The 23,082-nt window shown below is 42.8% G+C and carries 25 protein-coding genes; 22 read left to right on the top strand and 3 right to left on the bottom strand.

Annotation, left to right across the window (positions count from 1 at the left end; translation table 11 throughout):
- Positions 1 to 393: 393 nt before the first annotated feature.
- The 18 genes from NE664_12170 to NE664_12255 all read left to right on the top strand — a co-directional run bounded on the left by NE664_12170 (position 394) and on the right by NE664_12255 (position 12,410).
- Complete coding sequence (locus tag NE664_12170) at positions 394 to 2,430, top strand: tape measure protein (GenBank protein ID MCQ4727399.1); 2,037 nt, start codon at positions 394 to 396, stop codon at positions 2,428 to 2,430.
- A complete protein-coding gene (locus NE664_12175; protein MCQ4727400.1) occupies positions 2,423 to 3,076 on the top strand; it encodes a LysM peptidoglycan-binding domain-containing protein in 654 nt (217 codons plus the stop codon). Before NE664_12170 ends, NE664_12175 begins: the two co-directional genes overlap by 8 nt.
- Positions 3,069 to 4,058, top strand: a complete 990-nt coding sequence (locus NE664_12180; protein MCQ4727401.1) for a hydrolase — start codon at positions 3,069 to 3,071, stop codon at positions 4,056 to 4,058. The genes NE664_12175 and NE664_12180 overlap by 8 nt, the downstream gene beginning before the upstream one ends.
- Entirely contained in the window at positions 4,051 to 4,461 is a 411-nt protein-coding gene (locus tag NE664_12185) for a DUF2577 domain-containing protein (protein MCQ4727402.1), read from the top strand. The genes NE664_12180 and NE664_12185 overlap by 8 nt, the downstream gene beginning before the upstream one ends.
- Positions 4,458 to 4,856 carry a DUF2634 domain-containing protein gene (locus tag NE664_12190; protein MCQ4727403.1) on the top strand — a complete coding sequence of 133 codons (399 nt, stop codon included), beginning with the start codon at positions 4,458 to 4,460 and terminating at the stop codon, positions 4,854 to 4,856. Before NE664_12185 ends, NE664_12190 begins: the two co-directional genes overlap by 4 nt.
- The gene (locus NE664_12195) at positions 4,849 to 5,904 is read left to right on the top strand and encodes a baseplate J/gp47 family protein (protein MCQ4727404.1); all 1,056 of its coding nucleotides are present in this window, start codon (positions 4,849 to 4,851) and stop codon (positions 5,902 to 5,904) included. Before NE664_12190 ends, NE664_12195 begins: the two co-directional genes overlap by 8 nt.
- Positions 5,897 to 6,529, top strand: a complete 633-nt coding sequence (locus NE664_12200; GenBank protein MCQ4727405.1) for a YmfQ family protein — start codon at positions 5,897 to 5,899, stop codon at positions 6,527 to 6,529. The genes NE664_12195 and NE664_12200 overlap by 8 nt, the downstream gene beginning before the upstream one ends.
- Complete coding sequence (locus NE664_12205) at positions 6,526 to 7,593, top strand: hypothetical protein (protein ID MCQ4727406.1); 1,068 nt, start codon at positions 6,526 to 6,528, stop codon at positions 7,591 to 7,593. Before NE664_12200 ends, NE664_12205 begins: the two co-directional genes overlap by 4 nt.
- A 2-nt stretch (positions 7,594 to 7,595) precedes the next feature.
- Entirely contained in the window at positions 7,596 to 7,919 is a 324-nt protein-coding gene (locus NE664_12210; GenBank protein ID MCQ4727407.1) for a hypothetical protein, read from the top strand.
- Positions 7,920 to 7,932: 13 nt separating this feature from the next.
- Complete coding sequence (locus tag NE664_12215; GenBank protein MCQ4727408.1) at positions 7,933 to 8,061, top strand: hypothetical protein; 129 nt, start codon at positions 7,933 to 7,935, stop codon at positions 8,059 to 8,061.
- Positions 8,062 to 8,160: 99 nt separating this feature from the next.
- Positions 8,161 to 8,421 carry a hypothetical protein gene (locus NE664_12220; protein MCQ4727409.1) on the top strand — a complete coding sequence of 87 codons (261 nt, stop codon included), beginning with the start codon at positions 8,161 to 8,163 and terminating at the stop codon, positions 8,419 to 8,421.
- Positions 8,422 to 8,479: 58 nt separating this feature from the next.
- Entirely contained in the window at positions 8,480 to 8,737 is a 258-nt protein-coding gene (locus tag NE664_12225) for a hypothetical protein (protein ID MCQ4727410.1), read from the top strand.
- Positions 8,734 to 8,988 carry a phage holin gene (locus tag NE664_12230; protein ID MCQ4727411.1) on the top strand — a complete coding sequence of 85 codons (255 nt, stop codon included), beginning with the start codon at positions 8,734 to 8,736 and terminating at the stop codon, positions 8,986 to 8,988. Before NE664_12225 ends, NE664_12230 begins: the two co-directional genes overlap by 4 nt.
- Positions 8,989 to 9,113: 125 nt before the next feature.
- Positions 9,114 to 9,719, top strand: a complete 606-nt coding sequence (locus NE664_12235) for a C40 family peptidase (GenBank protein ID MCQ4727412.1) — start codon at positions 9,114 to 9,116, stop codon at positions 9,717 to 9,719.
- Between the two features lie 79 nt (positions 9,720 to 9,798).
- Positions 9,799 to 10,608, top strand: coding sequence for an EFR1 family ferrodoxin (locus NE664_12240; GenBank protein ID MCQ4727413.1), 810 nt, complete (start codon positions 9,799 to 9,801; stop codon positions 10,606 to 10,608).
- A gap of 394 nt (positions 10,609 to 11,002) precedes the next feature.
- The gene (locus tag NE664_12245; GenBank protein ID MCQ4727414.1) at positions 11,003 to 11,281 is read left to right on the top strand and encodes a DUF2325 domain-containing protein; all 279 of its coding nucleotides are present in this window, start codon (positions 11,003 to 11,005) and stop codon (positions 11,279 to 11,281) included.
- A gap of 51 nt (positions 11,282 to 11,332) precedes the next feature.
- Complete coding sequence (locus tag NE664_12250) at positions 11,333 to 11,908, top strand: DUF3793 family protein (protein MCQ4727415.1); 576 nt, start codon at positions 11,333 to 11,335, stop codon at positions 11,906 to 11,908.
- A 76-nt stretch (positions 11,909 to 11,984) separates the two neighbouring features.
- Positions 11,985 to 12,410 (top strand): flavodoxin, encoded by a 426-nt coding sequence (locus tag NE664_12255; protein MCQ4727416.1) that lies wholly within the window; start codon positions 11,985 to 11,987, stop codon positions 12,408 to 12,410.
- A gap of 348 nt (positions 12,411 to 12,758) precedes the next feature.
- On the opposite strand, the gene NE664_12260 is transcribed toward NE664_12255, so the two are convergent.
- The 3 genes from NE664_12260 to NE664_12270 are packed head-to-tail and all read right to left on the bottom strand — an operon-like array spanning position 12,759 to position 15,993.
- Entirely contained in the window at positions 12,759 to 13,937 is a 1,179-nt protein-coding gene (locus NE664_12260; GenBank protein MCQ4727417.1) for a cation diffusion facilitator family transporter, read from the bottom strand.
- 3 nt (positions 13,938 to 13,940) lie between these two features.
- Positions 13,941 to 15,317 carry a HAMP domain-containing histidine kinase gene (locus NE664_12265; GenBank protein MCQ4727418.1) on the bottom strand — a complete coding sequence of 459 codons (1,377 nt, stop codon included), beginning with the start codon at positions 15,315 to 15,317 and terminating at the stop codon, positions 13,941 to 13,943.
- A 1-nt stretch (position 15,318) separates the two neighbouring features.
- Positions 15,319 to 15,993: a response regulator transcription factor gene (locus tag NE664_12270; protein ID MCQ4727419.1), complete on the bottom strand. Its 675-nt coding sequence runs from the start codon at positions 15,991 to 15,993 to the stop codon at positions 15,319 to 15,321.
- A gap of 258 nt (positions 15,994 to 16,251) precedes the next feature.
- Here NE664_12270 and NE664_12275 point away from each other — a divergent pair, with 258 nt between their 5' ends.
- The 4 genes from NE664_12275 to NE664_12290 all read left to right on the top strand — a co-directional run bounded on the left by NE664_12275 (position 16,252) and on the right by NE664_12290 (position 22,259).
- The gene (locus NE664_12275) at positions 16,252 to 18,606 is read left to right on the top strand and encodes an S-layer homology domain-containing protein (protein ID MCQ4727420.1); all 2,355 of its coding nucleotides are present in this window, start codon (positions 16,252 to 16,254) and stop codon (positions 18,604 to 18,606) included.
- A 474-nt stretch (positions 18,607 to 19,080) separates the two neighbouring features.
- Positions 19,081 to 20,298, top strand: coding sequence for an AI-2E family transporter (locus NE664_12280; GenBank protein ID MCQ4727421.1), 1,218 nt, complete (start codon positions 19,081 to 19,083; stop codon positions 20,296 to 20,298).
- Between the two features lie 36 nt (positions 20,299 to 20,334).
- Complete coding sequence (locus NE664_12285) at positions 20,335 to 21,135, top strand: hypothetical protein (GenBank protein MCQ4727422.1); 801 nt, start codon at positions 20,335 to 20,337, stop codon at positions 21,133 to 21,135.
- Positions 21,136 to 21,362: 227 nt separating this feature from the next.
- Complete coding sequence (locus tag NE664_12290) at positions 21,363 to 22,259, top strand: ParB/RepB/Spo0J family partition protein (GenBank protein ID MCQ4727423.1); 897 nt, start codon at positions 21,363 to 21,365, stop codon at positions 22,257 to 22,259.
- The last annotated feature ends 823 nt before the right edge of the window (positions 22,260 to 23,082 follow it).

Below are 23,082 nucleotides of genomic sequence, written 5' to 3' on the forward strand. Positions count from 1 at the left end.
TAGGATTATAGCTGATTGCGAAAAGCAATATAATAATCTCGGTTTTGTAGAAAAGATATGGAAAGTGGTTGCGAAAAGCAACATTATAAAATGATGTTGCGATATATTGCGTTACGCAATAAAAGCGAATTGAAAAATGAAATAAAAAGTTGCGTTATGCAATATACGAAAACTTATTTTATAGGAAGGTTGTAAGAAAAGGTAGTTGCGTAACGCAATAGATAAAATGTGCAAAAAATAGGCTATAACTAACTTATTGCGTAAAGCAATAAGAGTTGATTGTTTTTAGAGCAATTAAAAATAATATAAATCATACATAACTGATATACTGACAAAAACGCTCACAAATTGTGAGTGTTTTTATATATAAAAATAAAAAAGGAGGGAGCATAAATGAACGATTTAGCCGTGATATCAGATGAAATAGACGGAACAAGCGATGAATTTTCAAAAGTACGGGAAGAGATAAACATAACGATTGCCGATTTGGAGGCGCTGAGAAATATATCGGCAAACAGTTTTGATTTCAGCCGTTTAAGCATTACGCGAATAGAACTGTCCCGCACGGAAGAAATGTTTGAAAAACTAAACAACACCGTAATTGATTTCTGCGATATGCAAAATGAAGTGGCTAATGTAAGCTGGGATATACCGAATACTTTGGTTGACTCGGGTTATGAGCAAATGAGCTTGCCTGCAATCGTGCAGGAAGGTGAAGCCGACGCCGGCGATGAAATGCCTTCCGCATCAGGCGGTGGGGAAACATCCTCAAGTTTGGAAGGGCTTGGCGCGGCCTCATTAGGTATACTTAAATCGGCAGTTGAAATATCGGATCAATATACAATGCTTACATCTTCTCTTGAAGGCGCTCTGAAAGCAGGGGAAGATATTAAAAACATACAGGATATGATTTTTTCCTCTGCACAGAATACGCGCAGCAGTTATTATGATGTTATGGATACTGTTACGCAGATAGCCTCAAGTTCGTCAGATGCATTTAACAGCACTGCCGAGGCGGTTGCCTTTACGGATCAGCTGAACAAAAGCTTGAAGCTTGCAGGGGCAAGCGGCGATGCGGCCGCCGGTGTAATCTCGCAGGTTACAGGGGCGCTTGAAAGGGGTTCGCTAAGCGGCGAAGAATTTAGAGCAATTATGGATACCACACCGGGCATAATTGAGAATATTTCCGATTATATGGGTGTGCCGGCGGAGAAATTGGAGGAAATGGCGAACAACGGACAAATAACGGCTGATGTTATAAAAAATTCTATGTTTTCCGCAGCGGAAGATACGGATAGGAGCTTCAGTGAGCTTCCTGTTACATGGGGGGAGATATTTACATCGGCAGTAAGCGCCATAACGAAGGTTTCAGAACCGCTGCTTGGATTTATAAATCTACTGGCAAATAATCTGAATGTTATAGGACCTATAATACTGGGGATTGTATCGGCTATTGCCATTTATACGGCGGCAACAAAGGGTGTAGCAGCGGCAAAAGATGCTTGGAATGCTGCGGAAGAATCTTTTAAAGTTATTATGCGAGCCAATCCATTGACGCTTATCATTATGGGGATAATATTATTAATATCGCTTATATATGCAATAGTGGGGGCCATTAATAATGTTACGGGAAGTTCCATAAGCGCATTAGGCGTTATCGGAGGGGCGATAGCGGCTGTTATTGCAGTTGTTTTAAACATTCTCATTGCGATATTTAACGGGGTAATGCAGATTGTTTGGACATTATTTGTCGAGCCGTTTATTTCAATTTGGGAGTTCATACTTAATGCAATGAACGGCGGATTTAACGGTGTCGGCGGGATGGTTGCAAACCTTATCGGACAGATAATATCATGGTTTTTGTCACTGGGACAGGTTGTAACAACTATAATCGACGCTATATTCGGAACTGACTGGACAAGCGGGCTTGAAGGATTAAAAAACGATGTAAGGCAGTGGGGAAAAAACCAAGACGCAATTACATTGGAAATAGAAAAGCCCGATTTTTTGGATAGAGTTGAATATGGTTCTATGATTGACGGCGGCACTGCAATAGGAGAAGGATTTGAAAACAAAATAGGCGATATTTTCAGTGGGAAAGGATTTGAAATGCCGGTAATAGATCCAAATGCAGCCGCGGCAAGCGAAGCGGCGGCAGACACGGCGGTAAGCACAGCGGCAACGGCAAACAACACGGGCCAAATAGCGGAGCAGAACAGCCAGCTTACAGACGAAATGCGCGACGATCTGCTTTATTCCGCCACTGCTAACCATTTGCAGGAATACGGTGGAACAAATATTAATCTCGACTTTACAAATTATTCAACCATTAACAGCGATATGGACATTGATTATGTTGTGAAGGCTCTTACAAACAGGTTGAGGGAGTCGGTGGCAAATTCGGCTGAGGGGGTGCCTTTGATTGTATAAATTTATAATGGACGGCGTGCAGTTTCCCGTTGCGCCGAGCAAATTTTCCGTTAAAACTTCGGGGAAGAATGAAACGGTTGAACTTGTAAGCGGCGGGGAGGCAAGCTTTTTAAAATCGCCCGGGCTGGTGGAGTTTAGTTTTGACGTTCTGCTTCCGTATTTCAAATATCCTTTTGCAGAGTATCCCGACGGTTTTAAGGATCCGGCTTATTACATTAGTTTTCTTGACAGGCTTTTTAGAGAGAAAAGGCCTTTTTATTTTTCTGTTATAAGAGATCTGCCAAATGGAAAAGTCATTTTTGATACGGATATAAGGGTTTCGCTTGAAAATTTTTCCCGCGATGAAAACGCCGATGAAGGCTTTGACATTACGGCAAGTATTGAACTTAAACAATATCCCATTAAGGACAAAACCATTTTGTCTTTTAAAACGGATGAGGAAGGAAACAGCGTTATTATCGAAGAAAAAGAAAGGGAAATTGACAAGGAAACTCCCGAGGGGTACACAGTGCAGAAGGGCGACAGCCTCTGGGCTATATGCAAAGCACAGCTGGGCGACGGCTCTAAATGCTGGGAAATTGCCGAACTTAACGGAATTGCAAATCCAAGGCTTATATATCCGGGGCAGGTGATTAAATTTGAATGATACAAGCAAAAAATGCGATGTTTTTATTGAGATTGACAACAAAGGGAAATTACAGCTTCCGAGGCTTAAAGACAGCGTGGAGATGACGTTTGAACGGCAGGGCGCGCCCGGAAAGCTGAAATTTTCTGTTATTAAAGACGAAAATCTCGACTTTCTCGAAGGAAACAGGGCTGTTTTATATGTAAACAGAGAACCTGTGTTTTCAGGCTATATATTTGAAAAGAAGAGGGATAAAGGCGGAATTATTGACGTTACGGCATATGACCAAATACGTTACCTGAAAAACAAGGACACAATAAAAGTAAAAGCAGGAGAAACGGCATCGCAATTTATAAAAAAGGTTGCCGCCGCATACAAACTGGAATGCGGAGAAATATGCGAAACGGGATTCGGGCTTGAAGAAGAATATTTCTCAAACGAAACAGTATTGGACATGTTCCAAAAAAACCTTGACAATACGCTTATAGGCACAAATAAAATATATGTGTTTTATGACGACTGCGGGCGGCTTACCCTTAAAGACTCCATGGACATGATGCTTAATGTGGTTATTAAGGACAGCAGACTTGAAAATTTCGATTATACTTCGAGTATTGACAAAGAAACTTATAACGTTGCGGAAGTTGTATATTTGAATGAAGATGAAAAGATATCGGACCGCAAATCGGCAGACGATATTTCCACAATAAACAGGTGGGGGCTTCTTAAATATATTGACGAGGCAAAGGAATATAACCCTGCCCAAATGGAAGAAAGGGCAAAATTCCTGCTTAAAAGATTTAATAAAGTTTCGAGGAGCCTTTCCCTTTCAAACTGTTACGGTGATTTGAGGGTACGAGGCGGAAGCGGCGTTTTTGTGGATCTGAATTTAGGCGATATAATTGTTGACCAATATTTTATGTGCGAAAGGGTTACGCATATTTTTAAAGATAATATGCACTTAATGTCTTTGGATTTAAGGGGGGAGGATTTCCGTGAATGAATTTCTTTCCCTGGTGAAAATAGCCGCTATGGAGCAGGAACAGGCGATGAAACCCGTTGCCGTTACATTCGGAACGGTTGTGGGCGAACAGCCGCTTGAAATTATGATAGATCAAAAAATGACTCTTACGGAGTCTTTTTTAATTTTAACGAAATCTGTTATAGATTATTCGGTTGACATGACTGTAAGCCATGTTACCCAGCCGCATACTCATTCCCATGTGTATACGGACGACGGATCGAAACTTGAAACCCAGCCCCACACTCACACCCATGAGTACAGCGGCAAAAAGCGGTTTACAGTTCACCATGGGCTTAAAAACGGCGACAAGGTTATTCTGCTTAGGATTCAAGGAGGAAAAAAGTTTATTGTTTTAGACATAATAGGAGGTGGTTCGGTTTGATACCGGAAGGATACGGCGGCGTCGATAAATACATATACCGCAGGGAACCGTCAAAAACATACAGGCTTGATATTGAAAAGGAGTCTGTAAAAGGAAAGTGCGATGGGCTTGAAGCAATCAAACAGGCGGTTTATAAGGCTCTTAACACAGGAAGGTATGAGTGGCTTATTTACAGCTACAATTACGGTTCCCAGCTGAAAGAGCTTTTCGGACGGCCTATAAGCTATGTTTATCCTGAAGTCAAAAGGCGTATTGAGGAGTGCCTTACTCAAGATGACAGAGTAGAAAGTGTCGAGGATTTTTCATTTGAAAAAAATAAGGGAACCTTACATGTTACATTTACTGTAATAAGTACGGAAGGGACATTTGAAAGTGAGGTGGATATAAATGTTTAAAGACTATACTTTTGAATTTTTGCTTGACCGTATGCTCTCCCGAGTGCCTAAGGACATAGACAAGCGGGAGGGCAGCGTCATATACGACGCCTTAGCCCCCGCGGCGGCGGAGCTTGCGCAGATGTACATAGACCTTGACGTTATACTGAGGGAAACGTTTGCGGACACGGCAAGCAGGCAGTATTTAATACTGAGGGCGAAGGAAAGGGGGTTAAAGCCATATGAAGCCGCAAAAGCGGTGGGCAGGGGCGAATTTAATAAAGATATACCCATAGGCAGCCGTTTTAACATAGACGGCTTTAACTTTGCGGCGGTAAGGAAACTCGCCGACGGTGAGCACGCCTATGCTCTTGAATGCGAAACGGCCGGTGAAGAGCCTAACCACTGCCTGGGAAGGCTTACGCCTATAAATACCATAAACGGCCTTGCAAAGGCGGAACTTACCGAAATATTAATACCGGGAGAGGACGAAGAACCGACGGAGGACTTCCGCAAAAGGTACATGGCAAGCTTTAAAAGCGAAGCGTTCGGAGGCAACCGCGCCGATTATAAAGAGAAGGTAAACGCCGTACAGGGCGTGGGGGGCGTGAAGGTATACAGGGCGTGGAACGGCGGCGGGACCGTTAAGCTTGTAATAGTGGACAGCGAGTTTAAAAAGCCGTCGGACGAGCTTGTGAGAAAGGTGCAGGAAGAAGTAGACCCGGTAAGCGGGGAAGGCCTGGGCATTGCCCCCATAGACCACATCGTTACGGTATCGGCCGCCGATGAGGAGCTTATAAATATAGAAACGGATATAACGTATTCGGAGGGCTGGAGCTTTGAAGATATGAAGCCGTACATTGAAGAAGCCGTTGACAAATATCTTGCGGAGCTTAATGGGAAATGGCAGGAAACGGAACGGGCGGTTGTAAGGGTATCGCAGATAGAAACAAGGATACTCGATTTGGAAGGGGTAACCGATATAGGGGACACGAAAATAAACGGCTCCGGCTCCAACTATACGGCGGCGGAAACCGCCGTTTTAAAAAGGGGCGATATAGTTGGCTGACATAGGGAGGTATTTTCCGGATTTTATAAAGGACGTAAGGGAGTTTAAAGCCCTGGGAACGGCCGAAAATCCCGAAATAGACGGCCTTTATTCGGCGCTTGAAGCCGTTATGGGCAGCCAGTTTGTGGAAACGGCCTCGGAATACGGCGTAAGCCGCCTGGAAACGATAACGGGCATAAGGCCGAAGGGAACGGACAGCCTTGACGAAAGGAAATTCAGGCTTATAGCGAAATTTAACGAATACCTGCCGTATACATGGCGCGGGCTTGTAAAAATGCTTGACGGGATATGCGGCGAAAAGGGGTATGAAAAGGAAAGGGACGTAAACGGGTTCCTTGTTACGGTCAGGGTGGGGCTTGCAAACAGGCCAAAGCTTGAAACAGTCAGGGAACTGCTGGAAAACGTAGTCCCCGTGAACATGGGGATAGACCTGAGCATACTTTACAACAGGCATTATGAGACCGCAAAGTACAGGCACAGCCTTTTGAAAGGATATACGCACCGCGAAATAAGAGAAAGGGGAATACCGGTATTTACGGAACACAGATTTATGAAAAGGGAAAGGATAAATTCCCTTGAAGGGAATGCCCATGTATATATAAGAGAGGAGATGTATAAAAATTGAAATACACGGAAAACTACAGGCTTTTAAAGCCGGATCAGGAAGATTATTACAATGTGGACGATTTTAACGACAACGCCGAAATAATCGACGGGAAAATGAAAGAAGCCCTTGACGTGGGCAGCATACTTGAGAAAGTGAAATCCGTGGACGGGGACGGGAGCGGGCTTGACGCCGACGTTGTGAAAGGGAAGGACGTGTACGGCTGGGCGGCGGGGACGTTTTCGAACCCCAATATACTTATAAACGGAAACTTTACAAACGCCGTGAACCAGAGGGGGAAAAGCGAATATACCGTACAGGGGGAATATACGCTTGACAGGTGGCGGCTTATATCGGACGCCAAAGCGTCGGTATCGCCGGAAGGGCTTACGCTTGACGGGACTTCAAGTTCGTTGGGGTACGCTTATATTTCACAGGCCCTTGAAAGGAACATTGAAACAGGCGCAAAGGTAACTTTATCATGGTGCGACGAGGACGGCGTGCATTCGGCGACCGGGGAGGTACCGCCGAAACCGGAGGAAGGCGCGGTATTTTTCGCGACGGCTTACGGAAACGACGGGAAAGGGGCCAAATATGCAAGGTGCTCGCTGGACGGCAAAAACGTTATGTGCGTCGAAATGGTATGCGCCCGAATAGGGACGTACAAATGGATAAAGATGGAATACGGGGAAACGGCGACGCCTTTTGTGCCGAGGCTTTACGCGGAGGAGCTCGCCCTTTGCCAAAGGTATTATCTGGGAAGGATCGAACTGCCGCACTTGCCGCCGTATGTAATGTGGCCTTACGGAAAAAAAGAAAGCGGATACCAGATGCATGGAAGCGCGCCGTTCCCTGTCGAAATGAGGGTGCCGCCTACAATAAGCAGCGTAACAATCAGGAGCAATTCACACGGGAATGTTTTTTCCGCAGAGTCGTTCAAAAGCCATGTAAGCCGCAGGGGGTTGGGGGTATTGTACGATATTGTTACCGAAGACAGCGCGGAAATTGCCGACGGCACGCCTTATATGGTATCGTTCGAGGCAGACGCGGAAATTTATCCGGAGACTGAAAATAAGGGGGTTTAAATATGGTTTGCGTATATATAAAAACAGATGAACGGGGAAACGTAACAGATGTTAACAGCGGCATATTTTTAAAGGATACGGACGGCTGGATTAAAATAGACGGAGGCGAAGGCGACAGGTACGCCCATGCCCAGGGGAACTACTTTGCAAAACCCATAGCGGACGCGTACGGGATTTATACATATAAGTATGAAAACGGCGCGGTAAGGGAAAAGACGGAGAAAGAAAAGGAAAAAGAGAGGGAAAACCTTCCGAAGCCCCAGCCCGGCGAGGGCGAAAGGCTTGCGGCCCTTGAAAGCGCCGTAATGGAACTGCTGTTGATGTAGGAGGGGAAAAGTTATGTACGAATTTATATTAAACATGTGGATAATGGGGAAAGCGGACGAAGAGTATTTGAACAAGGCCGTTGAAAAAGGAAGGATAACGGAGGAAGAAAAAGAAACGATACTCTCGCAGAAAGTTAAATAGATTATACAGACAGCTTAAAGGCTGTTTTTTTATTTGGTAAAACCCCGGCCGGGTTTACATATGACAATTATATTTTATTTATTGAAAGGGGATTTTTATATGGAAAAAGGTTTTGCGTATATAAGCAGGGGAGGCATAATGCATATTACAGAGGATATGCAGACGGCCATAGACACGGCGTTAAAGGGAACGAGGGTTGTCGAAACGCAGTTTGAACATAAATTCGGCTATCCCATAGTAAACGGCGAAGGTATTATTGTCTACAGCCCCGACGAAATGAAAGTTGACGGCGGCGGCGAAAAAATAGCCGTTATACCGGAGCTTGCAAGGCTTTACGGGGAATGTGAGAACAGGAAATGATTTAAGTCGGCGGGCGGGATAATCCCGCCCTTTTGTTTTTAACGGGGAGGCGGTAAAAATGGAATGGCAGGTTGTAACCGTTATAATAGCCCTTGTGGGCCTGTTCTTCACGGTGGCTAAGCCTATTATAAATCTGACGAACACCATATCAAAGCTTGACCATACATGCGAAAGGCTGGACAGCCAATTCAGCACGTTTGAGGTGAACAACAAGGAAAGCCACCGCCGGATATGGGAACATAACGACGAACAGGACAAGGCCATTAACGACCATGAAATGAGGATAACAACGCTTGAAGGGGGCGGCAGGAAATGAGGATAAATTGGAGAGTAAGATTTAAAAACAAAACGTGGCTTGTATCGTTTTTGACTGTTATATTAGCATTTGTTTATCAGGTATTGGGGATGTTCGGCATTGTGCCGGCGGTAACGCAGGATATGGCCGCACAGCTTGCAATGGCTGTTATTAACGTACTTGTCGCCGTCGGCGTCGTGATAGACCCTACGACGGCGGGAGCCGGGGACAGCGACAGGGCTATGACGTATGGCAAGCCGGAAAGGAAGTAAGCCAAATGCCGGCCATACAGCTTATAAAAGACGATTGATATACAACAACAATGACTTATCCATGGCGATAGGCGGGGGCTTGTCGGCTATCTTGGGGGAGTCGGAATTGGGAAGGAGTGATTTTTTTGACCGGAAAAGAACTTGCCGATTTTGCCGAAAGCAAACTCGGAGTTCCATATGTATACGGAATGAAAGGCGGCGTTATGACCCTTGAAAAATACAGGGAACTTAAAAAGCTTTACGGCAGTCTTGTGTGGGAAAGCGATATAAATAAAGTGGGGAAAGTGTGCTGCGACTGTTCGGGGCTTATAAGCTGGGCCACGGGAATTATGCTCGGCTCTTGGCAGCTCTATGAAAAAGCCGTTAAAAGGGAACCGATAAATACAGTAAATGATGCTCCGATAGGCGCGCTTGTATGGAAAAAAGGCCATGTAGGAGTATATGTTGGAAAAGGGGAGTATATTGCCGAGGATGGGAGCGCATACGGCTGCCGCCGAGGGGTTATCAAAAATATGGGATTTACCCATTGGCTTTTGATGGATTATATAGATTATGAAGGCGGTAATGAGATGGTTGAGGATATTAAAGTTATTATAGACGGCAAAGAGATAAATGCAAAAAGGATTTTAAAAGACGGTTCAAATTATATCAAAATAAGGGATATAGCCGAAAAAATGGGATATGGAATTTCAAGCAGAGGAAATATCCCTTTGCTTACAAGAAAAGCGTAATTTTTTATTTGATTTTATATGGAATAAATTTAAATTTCGGTGTAAACTGTATATAAAACTATGTACAGGGGGACGAAGCATGAAAAAAGTGTACGCTATGTATTTCAGTGCAACCGGTACTACGGAAAAGGTTGTTTTAAATATTGCGGAAGCCGCCGCAAAAGCTTTGGGAGCGGAATTATGCAGGATAGATTTTACTTTGCCTGGAACTCGCCGTGAAATTTACAGTTTCGGCGAAACCGATATTGTTATTTTCGGCACGCCCGTATATGCCGGACGGGTGCCGAATGTTCTTATAAAGTTTATCGGCACGGTCAGAGGCAGCGGCGCGTTGGCGGTTCCTGTTGTATTATACGGCAACAGGAATTATGACGACGCGCTTATAGAGTTAAGGAACTTGCTTATAAACGACGGGTTTAAAACAGTGGCGGCAGCGGCTTTTATCGGAGAACACTCATTTTCATATACGCTTGTGGCAGGAAGGCCGGATACGGAAGATCTGAAAAAAGCCGAGTCTTTCGGCAAGAAAATTGCAGAGCTCATTAAAAGCGGAAGCTTTAAAACGCCTGTATATGTTAAAGGGCAGAACCCGTTAAGGCCTTATTATGTTCCAAAGGACAGAAAAGGCGAACCTGTCGATATAAGGAAAGTTGTTTCAAAGGTGAACGGGGACTGCAACGGATGCGGCATATGTGCCGAGGTCTGTCCGATGGGCTCTATAGAGCCGAAAAATGTAAAAGAATACAGAGGGATTTGCATTAAGTGCGGCGCATGTATCAAAAAATGTCCGAAAAAAGCAAGGTATTATGACAGTGAAAGCTATTTGTACCATAAGGAAGAATTGGAATTGGGTTTTCCCGAATATAAAGAAGTTGAGATATTTGTGTGAATACGGCAGTTTGGTTTAAGCCCTTCGTTTATTTAAAGCGGGGGCTTTAAATTTATTTGAATAAAAAACTTTGTAAGAAAATAAATTTATACGGCCTGCAAAGAACGGTTTACAGTGGGATTGCAGCTAAGGCATAAACGGCGGTATAAATTCTTATATTGGCGCCCTAGGATGCGCTGACGTATATATACATCCGCAAAATAAAATTGTTTTTGAATGGCTTTTTGTAATAATACGGCGCAATATCTGAAAATTTTTTAAAAAATTATATTGACAAATATTTGCATTGCTGTTAGTATATCTATATAAAAATTAGCTTAAGCTAACTAAACGGAACCGGAGTTAACTGTTCTGTTATATTTATTTATCAGATTGATTTAAAGGAGGCTTATTGATGAGCGTTGTTATAGTAGGCGGACATGACCGCATGGTTAGACAGTACATGGATATTTGTAAGGGCTATAACTGTAAGGCAAAAGTGTTTACACAGATGCCGGGTAATTTTAAAAGCAAAATCGGCAAGGCCGATTTGGTTGTGCTGTTTACAAGCACGGTTTCGCATATTATGGTTAACGGCGCTATGCAGGAAGCTAAAAAAAGCAACATAGCGGTTGCACATTCTCACAGCAGCAGCGGTTGTGCGCTTAAAAAAATATTGGCGGAATATTGTTGATATTTTTTTATCTATGAGTTAGCTTATGCTAATAAAAAGGAGAATGAGCCGATGTCTGATGAATTTGAAAAACTGCTTATATTACATTGCTCCCCAACTCTTTTGGGTTTAAAGCAGGCGTCGTTATTTTCGTGCCCTGCCGTTAAGGAAGAGGAGTTTACTCCGCTCCTCGGCCGATACAACATACTCCTCAACCCAAAAGATATATATTTTAAGGTGCTGTATAGGTGCGGCGCCAGATTTTACATACTCACTTATAGGAAAAAGCCGATGCTCGCCTCCTTAAAAAACCATGCTGTAAACGGTTTCCTAAAGAGCATTGGCTACCCTACCCAAACTGACGGGACGGATTACGTTGAAAAAATGGTTTTGCATCTTGCGGGAAGGATTACGGGATGCGACAGTTTTCCGCACGAGTTTGGATTTTTTATGGGGTATCCGGCGCAGGATGTTATCGCGTTTATTGAAAACGGCGGCAGGAACTATAAATTTTGCGGATACTGGAAGGTTTACGGAAACGAAGAGGAGGCAAGACGTTTATTTGAACGATACAGAAAGTGCAGGGAAGTTCTTTTGAAAAAGGCAGAAAGCGGCGCAACGGTTTTAAATATACTGGGAGCCGCATAATATATGGGCAGTTAAACGCCCCGGAAACGGGCGCGGCCCGACAATTGAAAATAAATATATAGGAGGAAATAAATTTATGGGAAAAATAGCTGTTATCTATTGGAGCGGTACAGGCAATACAAAAATTATGGCAAATTCAATTGCCGAGGGCATTGGCCAGAGCGGCGCGGAAGCCGAAATTTTTGACGTTTCGGATTTTGGCGGCGATATTTCCGCTTATGATAAAATTGCTTTCGGATGCCCGTCTATGGGGGACGAAGTGCTTGAAGAAGGCGAATTCGAGCCGTTTTTCGAGAGTGTTGAAGGAAACCTGAAAGGAAAAAAAGTGGCGCTTTTCGGTTCCTACGGCTGGGGCGACGGCAAATGGATGCGCGATTGGGAAGAAAGAGTGTCTAAAGACGGGGCGTCGCTTTACGGCGAAGGGCTTATTGTTAACGGTATGCCTTCCGGCGACGGCAAAACCGAATGTGTTGATTTCGGAAAAGGATTTGCCGGATTTTAAGGTTCGTAAGATAAATTGAAGTAAAAACAACTTAACAATTTTATCGGGATACTTAATAATAGCATATGTAAGTTTAACCATTGAATTAAAGTATTTATAATAATATAAGACGTGATACAGACAGGGAACAAAAGATATGTTCCCTGTTTTTTGTGTTTATTACAGCTTTAAACGTGGAGTTGAAAGGTTACGCATATTAAAAAAGCCCGCCGCCGGGCGGCGTTTCAGGGGCGCTCGCCGCGCGTATTACAGGAAATGTCTGCCGAAGGCATGCCAATAGCAGACAATTGAATGTATATGTTGTATCGTAGGATTAAGATCTAAAACGCGTTATGGCAGGGTATGTTTTTATTTCGCCTTTGCCGCAAAATCCCTGTCTATTGTAATGATGCAGTAATGGTTTGGGAAAGCGTCTATAACCATACGGCTTATACGGCTGCAAAGTTCTTTTTCAGATATTTCAACCGAATACGGCATAACGCAGTCGAACACTACATTTGTCCTTGACGAGCCGGGGACAGTGCGCAGATCGTGTATTTCAAGCTCGGGGCTTATTTCCTTAATTTTTTCGGAAATCCAGCGGCGAATATTGTTGGTGGAACTGTCGTTTGTTATGATTGGATCGTAATGGACAATCATATTAAGGCCGTCATGGTTTTTGAAATCACGTTCTATTGTGTCTATAACGTCGTGGCTTGAAATAACGTCCTGCTCCGCCGCCATTTCAACATGTACGCTTGCAAACTGCCTGCCCGGGCCGTAGTCGTGTATCATAAGATCGTGCGTTCCCAAAACGCCTTCATAGCTTAGTATTTTCTTTTTTATATATTCCACAGCCTGGGGGTCCGGCGCATGGCCGAGAAGGGGATCAATCGTGTCTTTTATAAGCCCGTAGCCGCTGTAAAGTATAAACAATGCGACGGCAAAGCCCATGAAACCGTCGAGATCAATTCCCGTTATGCCGGAAATTACAAAAGACGCCAATACGGCCGACGTTGCAAGGACGTCGTTGCGGCTGTCGGCGGCGGCGGCTTTGAGGGTTTTTGACGAAATAGCCTTCCCGGCCTCGGAATTAAAGGATGACATCCAAATTTTAATGAGTATGGAAAATACGAGCGTACCCGCAAATACAACGCTGAATTCAGTATGGGAAGGGTTTATTATTTTCTCGGCGCTGCTTTTAAGAAGCTCAAAGCCGATTAGTATTATAATGACGCATACCATAAGGCCGGAAAGGTATTCGTACCGTCCGTGGCCATAGGGGTGTTCGTCGTCGGCCGGGCGCGAGGCAAGCTTAAAACCGAGAAGGCTTATTATGCTTGACGAGGCGTCCGACAGATTGTTTACGGCGTCGGCGGTAATTGACAGCGATCCCGATATAACGCCGACAGCCATTTTGCATGCGAAAAGGGTCAGGTTTAGAATTATTCCTATAATACCTGAAAGTTTGCCGTATGCGGCCCTAACGGAGGGATCGGCCGTGTTTTCATAATCTTTTATAAATTTTTTGAAAAGCCATTTCGACATTTTTTAACCCCTTTCAGTTTCTTTGTTTGCGTTCGGCAGTTTAAAGCTGAACGTACTGCCTTCGTTTAAAACGCTTTCGGCTTTAATTTCGCCGCCGTGGTTTTCGATAATCCATTTTACCATGGCAAGGCCCAGACCGCTGCTTCCGTCAGGGTTGCTGCGAGACGGGTTGGCTTGGTAAAACCTGTTCCATATTTTTGTGAGATCGCTTTCGGATATTCCGATCCCATTATCGGAAATTTCTCCGAAAGCCACGCCGTCTTTATAGCTTAGGCGTATGGAAACAAAGCCGTTCTCCTTTCCATACTGTATGCCGTTTGAAATTAAATTGATTAAAAACTGCATTATAAATGTCTGGTCGGCGTTTATGTGTATTCCGCTTTCAATTTCGGATATTATTTTTATGTTTTTTGCGTTGCCGTTAAACTGGAATTCTTCCGCAACAATTTCGGCTGTTTCGCTTAAATTTATATCCTCAAAATGAAGCGCCGCCCTGCTGTTCGACGTGCGGGAGAGGGTAAGGAGCTCCGATATAAGGCGGCTCATTTTCTGGGACTGCTTTAATATGGCTTCAAGGGAATCCCTCTTGTCGTCGTTTGTTTCATTGGACAGAAGGTATTCGCATTGAGATATTATAACGGAAGTCGGCGTCCTGAGCTCATGTGAAACGTCGCTTGTGAACTGGCGTTCCTTTTCAAAGGAACTTTGCAGTCTCTGAAACATTTTATCGAATGTTGCGGCAAGTTCGGTTATTTCATCATACGCTTTAAAGTCGGGGCCGTGACAGACGCGTTTTGACAGGTCGCTGCCACCGGAAATGCTGTTTGCCTGCCGCGTTATGCGGGCTACAGGCTCAAAAGCCCTTTTTGTTATGGCATAGCCGCCTATGGCCATTATCACAACGGCAAACGGGAATATGAAAAATGCAAGGCGTACCATTGACGCCCCGGTTATAGTATCGTAATCTACGGGGAAGGAGCCCCTTAGCCACAGTCCGGGGTGGTTTTTGAACTTTACGAGCCTGTCGCATATAAGATAGTTTTTGTTGTCGCTTTCCGCAGTGCGCACATTTTCGCCGAACCCCTCGTCAAATATTACGGCCGTTTTGTTTTTATAAATAATATTGTTGTCCATGTTGTAAACGACAATGTCGACGCCTTTTGTTTTGTCGGTTTTCAGGCTTATTTTCAGGCTGCCGTCGTTGTTGTACTTTATGGCATGAACCGCCCAGTCGACAGCGTTTGTAAGGCGCATGCGGCCCAATGAATTTGAAGTTCTTACGGCGCTTGATATGAGGATAACCATAAATACTGCCGTAAGTACGGCCACAAAAACCGTATACCAAATAGTTACCCTTAGTTTTACGGAAAGTTTTTTCATTTTAAGGCTCCACCCTAAGCACATACCCGGCGTTACGCACTGTGTGTATAAGTTTAACGTCGAAATCGTCGTCTATTTTTTTGCGCAGATACCTTATATATACCTTTATAACGCTGCTTCCGCCTTCATAGTCGTAATTCCAGATATGCTGTTCTATTTTTTCTTTAGAAAGTACAATCCCCTGATTGCGGATCATATATTCGAGTATGGCAAATTCTTTGCTGGCAAGCTGTATATTCCTGCCGCCCCGTGTAACGGTATGGCTGTCGCAGTTAACCGTAAGGTCGGCGAGCGTAAACACGTTTGAAACGCTTTCGGTTTTTCGGCGTATTATAACCTTTATACGGGCAAGGAGCTCGTCAAAGGCGAACGGCTTTATAAGGTAGTCGTCAGCGCCGCAGTTTAACCCTGTAACCCTGTCTTCAATGCTGTCTTTTGCCGTTAAAAGAAGGACGGGCGTTTTTATGTTTTGTTCGCGCATGCGTTTTAAAACTTCAAGCCCGCTTAATCCCGGCATCATAATATCGAGTATAACGGCGTCGTAATTTGTAAGGTGTATATAGTCCCAGGCGTCAATGCCGTTAAGGCATGAATCCACGCCGTAATTTTCGTTTTTTAGCCTTTTAACAAGTATGCCGTTTAAATCCGCTTCATCTTCGGCAATCAGTATCCTCATAGCAGAAACCACCTTCCTTTACAGTAAATTTAAACAAGCATAGTTAAGTTAAGGTTAAACGTTTAAAACGCTTATACAAGCTATTTTACAGCAGATAGGATAATATTGTCAAAGGGTTGTAACATAGTTATTAACTTTCTCTTAACTTTTGAGAACTATTATGATTGATATATATAATATTTTGTTAAAACTGCAAAATAATATATATCTCAGAAATTTTGGGAAAAATCAACCTAAAAATTAAGGAGTTGATCGATAATGAAAAAGAAATTAGCGCTTTTACTGGCGTCTGCAATGGTATTAAGCACGGCTGCGACAGGTTTTGCGGCGTCGTTCAGCGACATCGGCGACGTGCCATGGTCAGGCGCTGAAACTTATGTAAATAAAGCGGCGGAACTTGGAATAATGGTTGGCGAAACAAGCAACGGCAAAACAGTTTTCAGGCCGAAAGACAGTGTAACATTATGTGAAACTATACAGATTACATACAGCCTTCTGAAAGCGGCTGAAAACGTTTCGGCGTCAAGTTCGGTTATAAGCAAATGGACTTCCGTCATGAATGGGTATAAGATACCTTCATGGGCGCATGAAGCAACCGCATACTGCCTTGAAAATTCAATAATAACGGTAAGCGATCTTCCGAGTATTATGTCGTCGGCGGGCGCAAGCAAAAAAGCCACAAGGGAAATGGTTGCATATATAATGGGCCGGGGCCTTATTACGGCTGACAGCTCCCTGTCGGCTGACGATACAAGCACGTCTTTTAAAGACAATTCTTCAATTTCAACATCAGCTCTTCCATATGTCGCAATGCTTGAGGATGAAGGTATACTTTCGGGCGACAGCAACGGCAATTTTAACGCAAGGGCTGTGATCAACAGATCCGAAATGGCTGTAATTGTAACAAAGGGGTATGATCTGCTTAAAAATGCATCCACTGTGCCAAGCGATAATGAAACGGGAAGTATTTCCGGCTTTGCGACTAACATTGTCACATACGGCGACGGAATTATGATGAGCATGCTGGATAACGGCAAAACGAGATCCTTATATGTCGGAACGGATGCAAGCGTAACTTTTAAGGACGGTTCTGCCGGAACTCCGAGTTCCATTACCGGAGGGCAGGTTCTTGTAGTTACATATAAGGGCGGAAACGCTACTTCAGTTGCAATTCAGGAGGATCCGCCGGCCTCAACCTCAACTAGCAGTGAAGCGACGGGTATTATATCTTCCCTCAGCACTTCTAAAATCAGACTTACAGGCGAAAAAGATTACAGATATATATATGACAAGGATATATATGTAACCCTTGACGGCGACAGCATGGATATGGAGGAATTTGTCGATTTTGTCGACGACAAGGAAGAAAGCGTCAGGGCTACGGTTACCCTTGATTCCGACGGATATGTTGTGCGCATAAAGGCGGAAACGCTTGAAGATACTGTAAAAGGATATATTACAAAGATTAACGATAAGGAAATAAAGATTAAAAACGGCGACACATATAAGTTTAATTCGCCGACGGTTACGTTTAACGGCGATACAGGGGCGAGCCTTGACGATATAATAGACGCGTTTGACGACGGCGACGACGTTTACGTTATACTCGGCCTTGGCAGCGGCAATAAAGTAGTTTCCATCGACGGCGACACAGACAATGAAGCCGAAGGCGGAGCTGACAGGGGCACAATATCGTCCCTTTCGGAGGAAAAACTTAAAATTAAAGACGGCGATACGTATTATATAGACGATCCTAAGGATGTTGAAGTAACAATCGACGGCAAATCCAAAGACTTTGACGATCTGCTTGAATATTATGAAGATGATGAAACTATTTATGTTGTGCTTGACGTTGACGACGACGATTATATAACGGAAATTGACGCCGAGATACGCGATAATGAGGATGACGACGAGGTAAGCGGCACGATTTCTTCGGTTTCTTCCTCTAAGATTAAGTTTACAAACGGCAATACGTATAGTATTGACGATCCGGATGATATCGATATTAAAATAGACGGCAAAACAAAAGATTTCGAGGATCTTGAGGATGCCGTTGAAGATTATGACAAAGTAAAAGCGGATCTTGTTATAGAAGACGGATATGTTACGGAAGTTGACGCCGAAACTTCCGACGACAGCGATGACGATGACGGCATATTGGAAGAGCTTACATCTTCAAGGCTTGAACTGTCTAACGGCGATGAATATGATATTGACGATCCGGACGGACTTTATGTAACCATTGACGGCAAACATTCGGATTTTGACGAACTCCAGGATAAACTTGACGATGGAGCAAGGATAAGGGTTGAACTTAAAGTACACAATAATTATGTTATAGAAATAGACGCTGAAATTGAAAAAGAGGGCAAAAGTTCCAATTCGAGAAAAAGCGGGGACGTAACGTATATTTCAAGCGGAAAAATAGAAATTGACGATGATTATACATACTATTTTGACGATATTGACGACGTGGACGTGACGCTTGACGGAAGCTCAAGCGACGTAGATGAAATTATTGACAACTATGAGGGCAATGAGGATTTATACGCCGAAGTTACTTATGACGACGATGATAACGTTGTGGAGCTTGATGTAGATATAGAATAATTAAACGGTATGGCCGCGGGATAATGCCCCGCGGCTTTTTGTTTTTTCGGGACGCATGTTTATTTCCGGCTGAATCGGCGCCTGATATGGAAAAATTTCGTTTGTTATGCGCCGCATGCGTAAAACCGCGCTTATGGATTTCCGTTTTGGGAAAACACAGCGGTTTGAAACCTCGGGCTTAATTTGACATAGCCGGAAATAGGGGGAATTTTGATTATAAATATACTGCCTTTGCGGATTTGCGGCAATAACACATAATGAATCCGGGGGTATTCCGGCGGGAAAAGACATATTATTTTGTTAAAACATGTATTCCAATTTCGGCAAAACCATAGTAAAATAAAAACAGCGGGGCGGAAAGACTTTTTTTAATAAGCCCCGTTTATTATTAAGTGGGGATTTTTATTCGGCCTGAAGCGGGCGCTTTAACGGCTGAATAAGTTGGGGAAATATGAATATTCCAAGGAGAAGTGTATGCTTAACAAAAATTTAAAAAAACACATTTATTTAAGCCTTTCCGGCTTTGGGGCGATTGCATTAAGTATTGTATTTTTCTTCTGTATTTACAGATCCAGCACATTTTTTGTGGCTGTAAAGGACTTTATGAACATACTTATGCCTTTTATTTACGGAGGAGTAATAGCTTACCTTTTAACGCCGCTGTGTACAACGCTTGATAAAAAGCTGATCCCGTTTTTCCAATCAAAGTTTAAAAATGAAAAAAGGGCTCATTCCATGGCTAAAGGCATTTCAATAACAGTGGCGATGCTTGTTGCGCTGTTTGTTATAACTGGAGTTTTTTACCTTGTAATACCTCAGGTTGTAGAAAGCATTATGAATATTATCGCCGACTTGCCGAAAAACAGCCAAAAGGCATACGACTGGTGTGTAGGTTTCTTAAACGAGCACCCTGAATTTATGGACACTTTCAGCCAGTTTTCCGAGGACTATTTGGACAGTTTTTCGGTATGGATGAAAAACGACCTGATTGGTTATTTTCAGAGGATTGTAACGGAGGTAAGCAGCGGCGTTATAGGCGTCGCAGGATTTTTCAAAAATCTGCTTATAGGCTGTGTTGCGGCCGTTTATCTGCTCAGCGGCAGGCGCAAGTTCTGCGCCCAGGCCAAGAAGGTTATATTTGCCCTTTTAAATGTGGACAGGGGGAATACTTTTATAAATGAAATACGTTTTACAAGCGGAATATTCGGCGGGTTCATAAGAGGGAAACTTCTTGATTCCTTAATAATAGGAATATTATGTTTTATAGTAATGTCGATATTTAACTGGCCGTATGCCGTTCTTGTGAGCGTTATAATAGGGATTACAAATGTAATACCTTTCTTTGGGCCGTTTATCGGCGCTGTGCCCGCAACAATTATTATATTGACGGTAAGCCCGATACAAAGCGTATATTTTGTTATATTCGTATTTATACTCCAGCAGTTTGACGGAAATATACTCGGCCCGAGAATACTTGGAGAAACAACGGGATTAAGCGGTTTTTGGGTGCTTTTTTCCATACTTCTTTTCGGAGGCCTGTTCGGCTTTGTGGGGATGGTTATAGGAGTTCCGGCGTTTGCCGTTATCTACAGGCTTTTCTCCCAGTTTATAAGCTGGCAGCTTAGGAAAAAGAACCTACCTGAAACAACGGCAGTGTACGATAGGACGGAGGATATGGAAAAGGGCGTCTGAATCAGGAAAAACGATTTTGATTTTGGAGGCTTACTAATGGCAAATAAAATAACATGGCGCATGAGCGACCTTGTAAGTGAAATTAAAAAACATAAAAAAACTTTTACGCTGTTTGTTATACTGCGCGCTCTTGTTATAGCAGTGATGGTTGCGCAGATATTTAACAAGAACTATGAAAATGTGTTTTTGTGCCTGCTGACTCTTGTACTTTTTATGGTGCCCAGTTTTATACAAAGGAATTTCCATATAGAAATACCGGATACATTGGAAATTATAATACTCCTTTTTATATTTGCCGCGGAGATACTTGGCGAAATAAGCGAATACTATATACATTTTAAGCACTGGGATACGATGCTGCATACATTAAACGGGTTTCTTGCGGCGGCTATAGGATTTTCAATGGTAGACATATTAAACAAAAACGAAAAGTTCAAATTTATGCTTTCGCCTTTTTTCTTATCTGTAGTTGCATTTTGCTTTTCAATGACAATAGGCGTATTATGGGAATTCTATGAGTTTGGGGTGGATCTGTTTTTAGGTTTCGATACACAAAAGGATACAGTCTTAACTTCTATAAACAGCGTGCTTCTAAACCCTGATGGAATAAATGTGCCTTATATGATTAAAAATATAACAAGCGTTGCGGTTAACGGGCAGGAGCTTGGCATCGGCGGATATTTGGATATAGGGCTTTATGATACGATGATGGATCTTTTTGTAAATTTTATAGGGGCGTCGGTATTTTCGGTTATAGGTTATTTTTATGTTAAAAACCGCGGCGAAGGGCGATTCCTTAAAGGATTTATACCGAGGATAAAAAAAGGGCAGGAATAAAGCTTTGCGCGCAGCGCTTTTTATGGCGTATGCGCGTTTTTATTTGCATATTTTCGCCTTAAAAGCCGTATAGGCGTTTAAAGGGAACATATATATTTATTTTTCGCAGGGCATGCGGGTGTTTTGCGTATTTTTTTGTAACAATAAAGAATACGATTGGGACTTTTTACATTGCCGCGCAATGGTATACTTAATGTATTGGAAGCGATAATACAAAAGAGGTGAATATGTTGGGCGAATCTATAAAATTCTATGATTTTTTTCAAAAAAAAGTACAGAATAGAAATGATAAAAAAGTTGTTGATATTCCTATTGAGGACATAAAGCCAAACCCCGCGCAGCCGAGGAAATATTTTCATAAAGAATCGCTGGAAGAACTGACAAGCTCGATTAAAGAATTCGGAGTTATGCAGCCCATAACGGTAAGGCTTATAAACGGCCACTGCTATGAACTTGTATGCGGGGAGAGAAGGCTTAGGGCGGCGAAGCTTGCGGGCCTTTCGACGATACCCGCAATGGTGGTGTCTATAAACGACAATAAAAGCGCGCTTATTGCCTTAACTGAAAATATACAGAGGCAGAATTTAAACTACATAGAAGAGGCTTTGGGGTATCAGTCTTTGGTGGAGGATTACGGTCTGACGCAGGAGGAGGTTGCACAGAAGCTGGGCAAGAGCCAAAGCTCCATAGCAAATAAAATACGCCTTCTCAGGCTGAGCGACAACATTAAGGGAATGTTGTTGGATAACAACCTGACTGAAAGGCATGCAAGGTCGTTTCTTAAAATTCCGGACGAAAGGGTCAGGGAAGAAGTAGTATATCAGGTTATACAGGAAGGGCTCAATGTTAAAAAAACGGAGGAGCTTGTGAATGAAACGATAGAGAAACTCAGAGAAAGCGTTATCGAAAGGAGCGACCAAAAGATTAAACGGAACCTGGGCGATATACGCCTTGTAACGAACACAATTAAAAAAAGTGTGGAGCTGATGAAAAATTCAGGTATCGACGCCGTATATAAAGTTGAGGAAAAACCCGAAGGATATGAGATAGTAATTTCAATAGCCAATAAAGAGGAATGTAGAAGTGACGACGGCATTGCTCCGGAAACGGCATATGGAATATAAGGGCGGATATGCTTAAAATTCAGGCGGCTTAAGCCCGGCGCATGGTATACTTCAATACTGGAAATATAAATTATACATAAATTTTCAAACATTAATACTTTGTTTACAAATTATAAATATGGCGTTAATATTTATAATTTATATTATTATTTGTAAACAAGATACACAAACCCCAAAAGAAAATTCATAATACCTTCCTTTAAAAAGCCGAGCCGACCCCTCGGCTTTTACCCTGTATGGAAAAACTAACGTTAAAAAAAAGTTAACAGAAAATAAATACGCCGTTAAAGAAAAAGAGATAGACTGATAGATGTAAACAAGATAAACAAACCCCAAAAGAAAATTCATAATACCTTCCTTTAAAAAGCCGAGCCGACCCCTCGGCTTTTACCCTGAAAGGAAAAGGTTAACGTTAAAAAAAAGTTAACAGAAAATAAATACGCCGTTAAAGAAAAAAGGATAGACTGATAGATGTAAACAAGATAAACAAACCCCAAAAGAAAATTCATAATACCTTCCTTTAAAAAGCCGAGCCAACCCCTCGGCTTTTACCCTGTATGGAAAAACTAACGTTAAAAAAAAGTTAACAGAAAATAAATACGGAGTTAAAGAAAAAAGGATAGACTGATAAATGTAAGCAAGATAAACAAACCCCAAAAGAAAATTCATAATACCTTCCTTTAAAAAGCCGAGCCGACCCCTCGGCTTTTACCCTGTATGGAAAAACTAACGTTAAAAAAAAGTTAACAGAAAATAAATACGGAGTTAAAGAAAAAAGGATAGACTGATAAATGTAAGCAAGATAAACAAACCCCAAAAGAAA

It is taken from the genome of Anaerotignum faecicola (assembly GCA_024460105.1).
In the GTDB taxonomy this organism is placed as follows: Bacteria; Bacillota; Clostridia; order Lachnospirales; family Anaerotignaceae; genus JANFXS01.

Bases quoted from the DNA above. Each gene is read 5' to 3' on its own strand.
- NE664_12170 (MCQ4727399.1), top strand. From the start codon at position 394: ATGAACGATTTAGCCGTGATATCAGATGAAATAGACGGAACAAGCGAT.
- NE664_12195 (MCQ4727404.1), top strand. From the start codon at position 4,849: ATGTTTAAAGACTATACTTTTGAATTTTTGCTTGACCGTATGCTCTCC.
- NE664_12210 (MCQ4727407.1), top strand. From the start codon at position 7,596: ATGGTTTGCGTATATATAAAAACAGATGAACGGGGAAACGTAACAGAT.
- NE664_12215 (MCQ4727408.1), top strand. From the start codon at position 7,933: ATGTACGAATTTATATTAAACATGTGGATAATGGGGAAAGCGGACGAA.
- NE664_12220 (MCQ4727409.1), top strand. From the start codon at position 8,161: ATGGAAAAAGGTTTTGCGTATATAAGCAGGGGAGGCATAATGCATATT.
- NE664_12225 (MCQ4727410.1), top strand. From the start codon at position 8,480: ATGGAATGGCAGGTTGTAACCGTTATAATAGCCCTTGTGGGCCTGTTC.
- NE664_12230 (MCQ4727411.1), top strand. From the start codon at position 8,734: ATGAGGATAAATTGGAGAGTAAGATTTAAAAACAAAACGTGGCTTGTA.
- NE664_12240 (MCQ4727413.1), top strand. From the start codon at position 9,799: ATGAAAAAAGTGTACGCTATGTATTTCAGTGCAACCGGTACTACGGAA.
- NE664_12245 (MCQ4727414.1), top strand. From the start codon at position 11,003: ATGAGCGTTGTTATAGTAGGCGGACATGACCGCATGGTTAGACAGTAC.
- NE664_12250 (MCQ4727415.1), top strand. From the start codon at position 11,333: ATGTCTGATGAATTTGAAAAACTGCTTATATTACATTGCTCCCCAACT.
- NE664_12255 (MCQ4727416.1), top strand. From the start codon at position 11,985: ATGGGAAAAATAGCTGTTATCTATTGGAGCGGTACAGGCAATACAAAA.
- NE664_12260 (MCQ4727417.1), bottom strand. From the start codon at position 13,937: ATGTCGAAATGGCTTTTCAAAAAATTTATAAAAGATTATGAAAACACG.
- NE664_12265 (MCQ4727418.1), bottom strand. From the start codon at position 15,317: ATGAAAAAACTTTCCGTAAAACTAAGGGTAACTATTTGGTATACGGTT.
- NE664_12270 (MCQ4727419.1), bottom strand. From the start codon at position 15,993: ATGAGGATACTGATTGCCGAAGATGAAGCGGATTTAAACGGCATACTT.
- NE664_12275 (MCQ4727420.1), top strand. From the start codon at position 16,252: ATGAAAAAGAAATTAGCGCTTTTACTGGCGTCTGCAATGGTATTAAGC.
- NE664_12280 (MCQ4727421.1), top strand. From the start codon at position 19,081: ATGCTTAACAAAAATTTAAAAAAACACATTTATTTAAGCCTTTCCGGC.
- NE664_12285 (MCQ4727422.1), top strand. From the start codon at position 20,335: ATGGCAAATAAAATAACATGGCGCATGAGCGACCTTGTAAGTGAAATT.
- NE664_12290 (MCQ4727423.1), top strand. From the start codon at position 21,363: ATGTTGGGCGAATCTATAAAATTCTATGATTTTTTTCAAAAAAAAGTA.